12 protein-coding genes are annotated in these 8,861 nt (G+C 71.5%); 6 read left to right on the top strand and 6 right to left on the bottom strand.

The annotated features are described in order from the left end of the window. Nucleotides 1–45: 45 nt before the first annotated feature. Nucleotides 46–1,038, bottom strand: a complete 993-nt coding sequence (locus ACWEVN_RS43520) for a carbohydrate kinase family protein (RefSeq protein ID WP_452055182.1) — start codon at nucleotides 1,036–1,038, stop codon at nucleotides 46–48. Nucleotides 1,039–1,186: 148 nt separating this feature from the next. On the opposite strand from ACWEVN_RS43520, the gene ACWEVN_RS43515 reads away from it, so the two are divergent. Then, nucleotides 1,187–1,357, top strand: a complete 171-nt coding sequence (locus tag ACWEVN_RS43515) for a hypothetical protein (RefSeq protein WP_310977130.1) — start codon at nucleotides 1,187–1,189, stop codon at nucleotides 1,355–1,357. 79 nt (nucleotides 1,358–1,436) lie between these two features. On the opposite strand, the gene ACWEVN_RS43510 is transcribed toward ACWEVN_RS43515, so the two are convergent. Next, on the bottom strand, nucleotides 1,437–1,814 hold the full coding sequence (locus tag ACWEVN_RS43510; RefSeq protein WP_086845389.1) for a HesB/IscA family protein: 378 nt from the start codon (nucleotides 1,812–1,814) through the stop codon (nucleotides 1,437–1,439). 148 nt (nucleotides 1,815–1,962) lie between these two features. Here ACWEVN_RS43510 and ACWEVN_RS43505 point away from each other — a divergent pair, with 148 nt between their 5' ends. The 3 genes from ACWEVN_RS43505 to ACWEVN_RS43495 all read left to right on the top strand — a co-directional run bounded on the left by ACWEVN_RS43505 (nucleotide 1,963) and on the right by ACWEVN_RS43495 (nucleotide 4,522). Continuing rightward, nucleotides 1,963–2,610, top strand: coding sequence for a DUF3043 domain-containing protein (locus tag ACWEVN_RS43505; RefSeq protein WP_449688018.1), 648 nt, complete (start codon nucleotides 1,963–1,965; stop codon nucleotides 2,608–2,610). A gap of 392 nt (nucleotides 2,611–3,002) precedes the next feature. Beyond that, nucleotides 3,003–3,236 carry a hypothetical protein gene (locus ACWEVN_RS43500; RefSeq protein ID WP_452055181.1) on the top strand — a complete coding sequence of 78 codons (234 nt, stop codon included), beginning with the start codon at nucleotides 3,003–3,005 and terminating at the stop codon, nucleotides 3,234–3,236. A 296-nt stretch (nucleotides 3,237–3,532) separates the two neighbouring features. Further along, a complete protein-coding gene (locus ACWEVN_RS43495; protein ID WP_452055180.1) occupies nucleotides 3,533–4,522 on the top strand; it encodes an aldo/keto reductase family protein in 990 nt (329 codons plus the stop codon). Here the strand turns inward: ACWEVN_RS43495 and ACWEVN_RS43490 are convergent. The 3 genes from ACWEVN_RS43490 to ACWEVN_RS43480 are packed head-to-tail and all read right to left on the bottom strand — an operon-like array spanning nucleotide 4,519 to nucleotide 6,312. Continuing rightward, nucleotides 4,519–4,731 carry a hypothetical protein gene (locus ACWEVN_RS43490; RefSeq protein WP_310977127.1) on the bottom strand — a complete coding sequence of 71 codons (213 nt, stop codon included), beginning with the start codon at nucleotides 4,729–4,731 and terminating at the stop codon, nucleotides 4,519–4,521. The genes ACWEVN_RS43495 and ACWEVN_RS43490 overlap by 4 nt on opposite strands. Beyond that, the gene (locus ACWEVN_RS43485) at nucleotides 4,724–5,566 is read right to left on the bottom strand and encodes a phosphoribosylaminoimidazolesuccinocarboxamide synthase (RefSeq protein WP_310977126.1); all 843 of its coding nucleotides are present in this window, start codon (nucleotides 5,564–5,566) and stop codon (nucleotides 4,724–4,726) included. Before ACWEVN_RS43485 ends, ACWEVN_RS43490 begins: the two co-directional genes overlap by 8 nt. Continuing rightward, entirely contained in the window at nucleotides 5,563–6,312 is a 750-nt protein-coding gene (locus ACWEVN_RS43480) for a GntR family transcriptional regulator (RefSeq protein WP_449688015.1), read from the bottom strand. The genes ACWEVN_RS43485 and ACWEVN_RS43480 overlap by 4 nt, the downstream gene beginning before the upstream one ends. Before the next feature lie 138 nt (nucleotides 6,313–6,450). Here ACWEVN_RS43480 and ACWEVN_RS43475 point away from each other — a divergent pair, with 138 nt between their 5' ends. Next, the gene (locus ACWEVN_RS43475; RefSeq protein WP_449688014.1) at nucleotides 6,451–6,900 is read left to right on the top strand and encodes a hypothetical protein; all 450 of its coding nucleotides are present in this window, start codon (nucleotides 6,451–6,453) and stop codon (nucleotides 6,898–6,900) included. Here the strand turns inward: ACWEVN_RS43475 and ACWEVN_RS43470 are convergent. Next, nucleotides 6,897–7,574, bottom strand: a complete 678-nt coding sequence (locus ACWEVN_RS43470; protein ID WP_449688013.1) for an IspD/TarI family cytidylyltransferase — start codon at nucleotides 7,572–7,574, stop codon at nucleotides 6,897–6,899. The two genes, ACWEVN_RS43475 and ACWEVN_RS43470, sit on opposite strands and share 4 nt — an antisense overlap. Before the next feature lie 74 nt (nucleotides 7,575–7,648). Here ACWEVN_RS43470 and cobT point away from each other — a divergent pair, with 74 nt between their 5' ends. Next, the gene (gene cobT / locus ACWEVN_RS43465; protein WP_452055179.1) at nucleotides 7,649–8,725 is read left to right on the top strand and encodes a nicotinate-nucleotide--dimethylbenzimidazole phosphoribosyltransferase; all 1,077 of its coding nucleotides are present in this window, start codon (nucleotides 7,649–7,651) and stop codon (nucleotides 8,723–8,725) included. Nucleotides 8,726–8,861: the final 136 nt, after the last annotated feature.

Genomic DNA, 8,861 nt, shown 5'->3' with positions numbered 1-8,861 from the left:
GGTAACGCGGGTTCTAACCCGCCTTACCACTCACGACCACGCGGGTCAGGCGGCGGGCAGGACCGCCGAGATCTCCTCCGCCGCGTCCGGGCCGAACGCCTCGCCGATGCGGGCCAGGGCTTCCGCCCGGTCGAACGTCCACTCCTGGGTGCCGACCGTCTCCAGGACCAGCACCGCGATCAGCGAGCCGAGCTGGGCCGCGCGCTCGACGCCGAGGCCGCCGTCGAGACCGGCCAGGAAGCCCGCGCGGAAGCCGTCGCCGACGCCGGTCGGGTCGGCCTTCGCGCGCTCCGGGACCGCGCCGATCTGGAAGGCGACGCCGTCCTTGCCGACGATCTCGACACCCTTCTCCCCCAGCGTCGTGATCCGGACGCCGACCTGGTCGAGGACGTCGGCCTCGGTCCAGCCGGTCTTCTGGAGCAGCAGCTCCCACTCGTAGTCGTTGCTGAACAGGTACTTCGCGCCGGCGACGAACGCGCGCGCCTGCTCGCCGGTCATCCGGGCCAGCTGCTGCGACGGGTCGACCGCGAAGGCGTACCCGCGCTGCCGGCACTCCTCGGCGTGGCGGATCATGCCCTCCGGGTCGTCCGGGCTGATCAGCACCAGGCTCAGCTCGCCGACGCGCTCGGCGACCGGCAGCAGCTCGATGTTGCGGGACTCGGCCATCGCGCCGGCGTAGAACGTCGCGATCTGGCAGAGGTCCTCGTCCGTGGTGCAGACGAACCGCGCGGTGTGCGCAACCTCCGACACGTGCACGCCCGAGGTGTCCACGCCGTGCCGCTCCAGCCAGGAGCGGTAGTCGGCGAAGTCGGCGCCGACCGCGCCCACCAGGACCGGCTTGACGCCGAGCACCCCCAGGCCGAAGGCGATGTTCGCGCCGATGCCGCCGCGCCGGACCACCAGGTCGTCGGCGAGGAAGCTCAGCGAGACGCGGTGCAGCTGCTCGGCAACCAGCTGCTCGGCGAACCTGCCCGGGAAATGCATGAGGTGGTCGGTCGCGATACTGCCGGACACCGCGATCCTGGCCCTGTCTGCCACCGGCTGCTCCTTCGTGTTCGACCTCACGGCAAAAGGCGCGAAGTTACCCCCGGGTCATGACCCATCCGGGTAGTTCGCGCGCGCCCAGCCGACACTACCGGCTGGTACTGCTTCTCCAGTCGAGAGCGGATCAATAGCGTTACGAATCGTGAACGCCGTCACCGAACCCGAGACCCTGTCCGAGCTGATCGCCGACTGTGCGCTCATCCCGGCGACCCTGCAGGCCGAGAGCCGTCCGCCCGCCCCCGCCACGGCGAGTCCGTGGGAGGTCGACGAGGTGTGCCACGCCCAGGTCGCGGAGCTCGACGCCTACGTGTAGTCCGCAGAGACGGAGAAGGCCCCGCCTCCCTGCCGGGAGACGGGGCCTTCGCACGTGCTGTGCCTTCGGGCAAAACGGCTCAGTGGAACGAGTCGCCGCAGGCGCAGGAGCCGGTGGCGTTCGGGTTGTCGATCGTGAAGCCCTGCTTCTCGATCGAATCCACGAAGTCGATGACGGCTTCCGACACGTACGGCGCGCTCATCCGGTCCACGGCGACCTTGAGGCCGTCGAAGTCGCGGAACAGGTCGCCGTCGAGCGTGCGCTCGTCGAAGAACAGCTGGTAACGCAGGCCGGCGCAGCCACCGGGCTGGACGGCGATGCGCAGGTGCATGTCGTCGCGGCCCTCCTGCTCGAGCAGGGCCTTCGCCTTGGAAGCCGCGGCGTCGGTCAACGTGACGCCGTGGGTCTCCTCGGCGGTCTCGGCCTGCGTCGCGCCGGCGTGCTCAGCGGTCGTCATGGCACTCCCTCATCAAAGTCGAACTCGCTGCGGATACTCCTAGTGCTGACGTGTTCAACACCGGGGGCGTCCGATCTGTTCCCCCACCATGGTCGCACATGGATCGACCTGGTGAACGGCGGCGTGACGCCTGCAATACCCTGGTGAGGTGAGGTTCCTGCGCCGAAGCACCACAGACACCGCCGCCGAAGAGCCGGAGGCGGGCGAAGCCGTCGACGTCGCCGGCAAGGCGTACACGCCCGGTAAGGGCAAGGCTACGCCGAAGCGCCGCGACGCCGAGGCGAAAAAGCGCGGCCCGGTGGCGCCGCCGCCCACCACCATGCGTGAGGCGATGAAGCGCAACAAGGAGCTGCGCAAGGCGAACCCGCAGACCAAGGAGGACCGCCGCGCGGCCGCCAAGGCCCGCCGCGACGCGATGATGCGCGGCGACGACAGCGCCCTGCTCCCGCGCGACCGGGGGCCGGTCAAGCGGTACGTCCGCGACCTGGTCGACAGCCGGCGCAACCTGCTCGGCCTGTTCATGCCGCTGGCGATCGTGGTGTTCCTGGCGCTGCTGGTGCCGTTGCCCCAGGTCCAGTCGTACATCACGCTGCTGTGCACGGCGATGCTGCTGGTGATGGCGATCGAGGGTTTCGTGAACGGCCGGAAGATCGCGAAGCTGGTGCGGGAGAAGTTCCCGAAGGAAGCGGTGAACGGCCGGTCGATCGGCTGGTACGCGTTCGTCCGGGCATCCCAGATCCGGCGGCTGCGGATGCCGAAGCCGCGGCTGAAGCCGGGAGACGCGATCCCGAACTGAGCCGGTTTTCGAGAAGCCGGGTCGAGCACTGCTCGACCCGGCTTCTTGCTGTCCACGGTCACTCTTGCGACGGCGTGCGCAGGACTGTCTGGCGGGTATCCTGGCCGGGAGCAGAGCGGGGCAGCCCCTGTGCCTTACCGCGCGCCGTGCGCGGTAAGGCACAGGGGTTTGTCCCGCTGGTTTGCCCCGCTCACCTCGGTCCAGGGCTCTCGGCCCGCGGACCGTTGTCCGAAGGTGTTCCGCCTGACTGTCACACCTAGGTGCCGGTCGTCCCGGGGCCGGAACACCCACAGCACCACCGTCGGCGCGAGCTGGCTCCCGCGGTACACGTAAACACCGACCCTGACCGGCCGGTGAGGACGCCCCGGCCTCGTCGGCGGCGAGGGGCGCGCGTGTCGTCGTTCGAAGTCGTCTTGTCCCGCGTCGCAGGGATGTCCGCGGCGAGCCTCTGGGCGATCGCCGCCATCCTCGTCATCGTCTTTCTCGGCGCCTGGCTGCTCTACCGGCTCCACCTCGCGAAGCGCAGGGAAGGCGAACGCTTTCGCCTCAAGATGCCGTTCTTCGAGATCGAGACTGGCCCGCCTTCGGACAAACCGCCAATACCCGAGCACGACCAGCCGAGCTGAGCTGGTTCCGAGAAGCCGGGTCGAGCACTGCTCGGCCCGGCTTCTTGCCGTCCACGACCCGGCGGCGGCCGGCTGCTCACGGCCTTCGCCCCCCGAGGGCGCCGACCCGGTCGACCGGCCGCGTCACCGGCCGGAACGCGCACGTTCCAGCCCGCCGGCCGAGGTGGCGGCGCGTGCACCGGCCCGACCGTCGTCTTCGCCTCCCCGAGCCGCCGACCCGGCTTCTTGCTGTCCACGTGGCCGGAGTCACTCCAGGTCGTTAGCAAAGCAAACGATTACCGCCTAAGCTCGCGGCCATGGAGTTTCGTCGTCTCGGCCGCAGTGGCCTCAACGTCAGTGAGATCTCGTACGGGAACTGGCTCACCCACGGTTCCCAGGTCGAGGAAGACCAGGCCCGGGCCTGCATCCAGGCCGCCCTCGACGTCGGCATCACCACCTTCGACACCGCCGATGCCTACGCCAACACCGCCGCCGAGGCCGTGCTCGGGCGGGGCCTCAAGGGCCAGCGGCGGGAAAGCCTCGAGATCTTCACCAAGGTCTTCTGGCCCACCGGCCCCAAGGGGCCCAACGACCGGGGCCTGTCCCGCAAGCACATCACGGAGTCGGCGCACGCCTCGCTCCGCCGGCTCGGCACCGACTACGTCGACCTCTACCAGGCGCACCGCTTCGACCGGCACACCCCGCTCGAAGAGACCATGCTCGCCTTCGCCGACCTCGTGCGCCAGGGCAAGGTGCTCTACGTCGGCGTCTCGGAATGGACCGCCGAGGAGATCTCCCGCGGGGCCGCCCTCGCTCGCGAGCTGCACGTCCCGCTCGTGTCGAACCAGCCGCAGTACAACATGCTCTGGCGCGTCATCGAGGAGCAGGTCATCCCGGCCTCCGAGCGCGAAGGCCTGAGCCAGATCGTCTGGTCGCCGATCGCCCAGGGCGTGCTCACCGGCAAGTACAAGCCCGGCCAGGCCTACCCCGAAGGCTCGCGCGCCACCGACGAAAAGGGCGGCGCCGACATGGTCGCCCGCTTCCTCGACGAGGACGTCCTCAAGCGCGTCGCCCAGCTCGAACCGCTCGCCGAACAGGCCGGCCTCAGCCTGGCCCAGCTGGCCGTCGCCTGGGTGCTGCAGAACCCGAACGTCGCCTCCGCGATCATCGGGGCTTCGCGGCCGGAGCAGGTGCACGAGAACGTCAAGGCGGCCGGCCAGAAGCTCGACGCCGACCTGCTGCAGGCCATCGACGACGTCCTCGGCGACGTCGTCGAGCGCGACCCCAGCCTGACCAAGAGCCCCTAGTCCTGGTTGATCCGGCCCTGGAACGGCACCCCGAGGTCGAACGCGTCCTCGGGGGCCATCCGGGGCTCCAGGCCGAACCCGCGCAGCAGCCGGCTCGCCCCGGCCAGCCGGTCTCCGCCGCGGCCGGGCACGCGTGAAGGCGCGAGACCGTGCGAGACGAGCAGGCTTTCGACGTCGTCGATCAGGCGGTACGGGTCGTACTCACCCACGGACCCAGGTCTTCCCCGTGATCCGCTCGTAGACCTCGGTGTAGCGCTGCCGCGTCTGCTCGACGATGTCCGCCGGGATCTCCGGCCCGGGCGGGGTCTGGTCCCAGCCCGTCGACCGCGACCAGTCGCGGACGAACTGCTTGTCGAACGCGTGCTGCGGACGGCCCGGCTCCCACTCGTCGGCCGGCCAGAACCGCGACGAGTCCGACGTCAGGACCTCGTCGCCCAGGGTCAGCGTGCCGTCGGCGTCGAAGCCGAACTCCAGCTTCGTGTCGGCGATGATGACGCCCTGCTCCGCCGCGTGCTCGGCGCCCTTCGTGTAGATCTCCAGCGTCAGCTCGCGCAGCCGCTTCGCGGTGTCCTCGCCGATCTCGTTCAGGACCTCGTCGAAGGTCATGAATTCGTCGTGGCCGGTGTCGGAGATCTTCGTCGTCGGCGTGAAGATCGGCTCCGGCAGCTTGTCACCCTCGACCAGGCCCGGCGGCAGCGCGACGCCGGAGATCTTGCCGTCGCGCTGGTATTCGCGCAGGCCCAGGCCGGCCAGGTAGCCGCGGGCGATGCACTCGACCTGGACCATCTTCAGCGGCTTGCAGCGCATCGCGCGCCCGGCGAACTCCTCCGGCACGTCGGTGGTCGAGACGACGTGGTTCGGGACCACGCCGGCCATCCGGTCGAACCACCAGGCCGAAAGCTGGTTGAGCAGCTTGCCCTTGTCCGGGATCGGCGTCGGCAGCGAGACGTCGTAGACCGAGACGCGGTCGGACGCGACGAGCAGGATGTCCCCGCCGTCGAGTTCGTACAGGTCACGGACCTTGCCCGCGTGGATGTGCTTCATTCGCCGTCCTCAGTCGTGTACTCGTAGAAAACCCAGTGGTCGGGCAAGGCGGCGGATTCACCGTACTCGACGACCGTCCCGTCGGCCGCCAGGAAGGTGCTCCGGCCGAGCAGCACCGGCGACCCGGCGGGCAGCCCCAGCTCGGCCGCCTCCTCCTCGCCCGCGCGGCCCGCCGCGTGCCGTTCCTGTGTCGTCGCGATCTTCGTGCCCAGCCGGGCGGCCGCGTGGGCCGCGGTGCCTTCGACGATCCGCTCCGCCACCAGCAGCGCCGGCGCCTTGGCCGACAGCGCGCCGTCGAACCACGAGGTCGACGTCGACAGCGGCCGCGAGTCCGGGCCGTAGGTGGTCCGGCGACGGCGGATCACCGGGGCGCCCTCCTCCAGGCCGAGGGCGGCCGCGGCGCGCTCGGACGCCGGTTCGAGGCCGGCCGAGCGGATCACCGCGTAGTGGCCCGGCGGGTAGATCCGGCCGGTGCGCGCCGAAGCGGCACTGCGGTCGCGGGCCGTGCGGTGCAGGCCGCCGCGGTCGACGACCGTGCCGACGCCGCGCACGGGCCGGACCAGGCCCTGCGAGCGCAGCGTGGCCAGCACCTTGGTGGCCGTCGCCATGGCGACGGCCCAGGTGCGCGCGATCTCGCGGGCGGACGGCACCGCGTCGCCCTCCTGCAGCCGGCCGGACAGGATGTCGTCACGGATCCGGCCCGCGATCTGCAGGTACGGCGGCTCAGGGCGATCGAGGGTGGGCAAGGCGGCTCCTCACGAGGACAACACGCACAAGTGTTCTAGCACGCCGGGGGGTGTCCCACAAAGGCCTGTTCAGAACCACCCAGGTGTACTAGTACACGCACTGGACTGTGCTCTAGTACGCAAGTTACCCTCGAAAGTGTGTCCCCGCCCACACCACACTCCGGATCCAGCGGCCAGGGCCTCGAGGAACTCCTCGAGGAGCTCCGGCGCCGCAACTGGGTGCTGCACCTGTTCGGCGGCCGCGAGGCACCGGAGATCTACGCGGCCGTGCACCGCTGGCCGACCTGCGCGGACGTCATCATCCTCCGCGACGAGCACCGGGCCAGCGCCTACCGGGTACCGACCTTCCCGGGCACCGACGTGTTCAGCCCGGGGGTCGTCACCTGGCAGTACCACGCCACCCCGGTGTGGACGCTGCGAGCGGTGCTCACCCTGGCGGAGCCCGGCACCCCGGGCGCTCCGCTGCAGGCACTCCGGCCACAGCCGGACTGCCGGATCCCGCCGGAACTGCGCCACGACGTCACGATCCGGCCGACGGGGACGCCCCGGGAGGGAGACGACGGCGGCGGCCCGCCCGCGTGTGCCTAGCGGGCGAGCAGCCGCTCCGCGACGACGAGGTCGTGGGGATAGGTGATCTTGAGGTTCTCGGGAGCACCCGGGACCCAGCGGATCGGCAGGGAGGAGAACCGCTCCATGCACGACGAAGTGTCCGTACCCGAAAAGCCTTCGCGCTCGGCCTTCTCGTAGGCCTCGAGCAGCGGTCCGGCCCGGAAGCCCTGAGGCGTCTGGACGCGGATCGCGCCGGGCACCTGGGCAACCAGGTGCCCGGCATCCACCTCGACGACGTCGTCCGCGGCCAGGCCCGGCACAGCCCCCCCGTCCTCGCGTGTCCGGGCCAGCACCGCACCGACCAGCTCGGGGTGGACCAGCGGCCGGGCCGCGTCGTGCAGCAGCACGGCGTCGACCCGGCCGCCCGCTATGCGTGGGGCGAGGTGCCGCAGCGCGTTGAGCTCGGACGCCTGGCGGGTGTCGCCGCCGTACACGATCTCGACGCCGTCACCGGCCACTTCTTCGGCGAGTTCCCGGTCCTGCGGCCGGATGACGAGCACGAGCACGCCGATGCCGGGCACCTTCCGGAAGGCGTCGAGCGACCAGGCGACCACCCGCCGCCCGGCCAGGGGCAGGTAGACCTTGTTCAGCTTCGCGCCGACGCGGGTCCCCGCGCCACTGGCCAGCACCACCGCGGCCGCCGTCGTCTCCACGAGCCGCGAGACTACCGGCCGTCCCTTCCCGGTAGGTTGGCCACAGCGTTGCCTCGGAACAGGAAGGGCCTGGTGTGGAGCCGGACAGCATCGAGTTCCCCGAGATCACCCCGCCCGACGACCACGCCCGGTCCGCGGCGATCGCGCTGCACGACAAGCTCGTCAAGCCCGCCGGTTCGCTCGGGCGGCTCGAAGAGCTGGGCGTCTGGATCGCCGCCTGCCAGGGACAGTCGCCGCCGCGGCCGTTCACCCGGCCGCGCGTCGTGGTCTTCGCCGGGGATCACGGCATCGCCGCCAAGGGTGTCTCCGCCTATCCCGCCGAGGTCACCGCGCAGCTGCTGGGCACCATGCTCACCGGCGGCGCCGCGATCAACGTCCTGGCCGCCGCCGCGGGCGCGAGCGTGCGCGTGGTCGACCTGGCCGTCGACACCGAAGCCCCGGCGACCCGCGCGATCGGCGAGTTCAAGGTCCGCCGCGGCTCCGGTTCCATCGACGTCGAAGACGCGCTGACCGCCGACGAGGCGAAGAAGGCGATCCGCGCCGGGATCGCGATCGCCGACGCCGAGGTCGACGGCGGGGCCGACCTGCTCATCCCCGGCGACCTCGGGATCGGCAACAGCACGCCGGCGTCGGTGCTGGTGGCGGCGCTGACCGGCAGCGAGCCGGTGGCCGTCGTCGGGCGCGGCTCCGGCATCGACGACGACGCGTGGATGCGCAAGGCCTCCGCCGTGCGCGACGCCCTGCGCCGGGCCCGCGCGGTGCTGGCCGACCCGGTGGACCTGCTGCGCACCACCGCCGGCGCGGACATCGCCGCGATGGCCGGGTTCCTCGCCCAGGCCGCGGTCCGCCGGACACCGGTGGTGCTGGACGGCCTGGTCGCCTGCGCCGCGGCGCTCGTCGCCGAGGACCTCGCCCCGGGCGCCCGGCGCTGGTGGGTGGCGGGCCAGCGGACGGCCGAGCCGGCGCACGCCCTGGCGCTGGAGCACCTGGACCTCGGCCCGCTGCTGGAACTGGACGTCCGGCTCGGCGAAGGCACCGGCGCGGTGACCGCCCTGCCGCTGCTGATGATGGCCGCCCGCGTCCTCGCCGAGACGGCGACGCACGAGCAGGCGGGCGTCGCCGGCCCGCTGATCGCCGCCCCCGCGTCCTGAACGGCGAAGCGGCCCCCGGCAATATGGCGGGGGGCGCTTGCGGGGAAACGCGGGGGCCTGGGGGGACAAACAGTGGTGGGGGGGGGGGCGGGTGGCCGACGGGTTACCCGGGAGGGGCTCACACCGCGGGAGGGTG

The sequence above is a fragment of the Amycolatopsis sp. NPDC003861 genome (assembly GCF_053605405.1).
The sequence above is the reverse complement of the archived record's forward strand: the minus strand, read 5'-3'. Positions and strand labels throughout refer to the sequence as shown.

Coding starts and splice junctions, on each gene's coding strand:
- ACWEVN_RS43485 (WP_310977126.1), bottom strand. CDS start 5,566: ATGAAGCACATCCACGCGGGCAAGGTCCGTGACCTGTACGAACTCGAC.
- ACWEVN_RS43510 (WP_086845389.1), bottom strand. CDS start 1,814: ATGACGACCGCTGAGCACGCCGGCGCGACGCAGGCCGAGACCGCCGAG.
- ACWEVN_RS43495 (WP_452055180.1), top strand. CDS start 3,533: ATGGAGTTTCGTCGTCTCGGCCGCAGTGGCCTCAACGTCAGTGAGATC.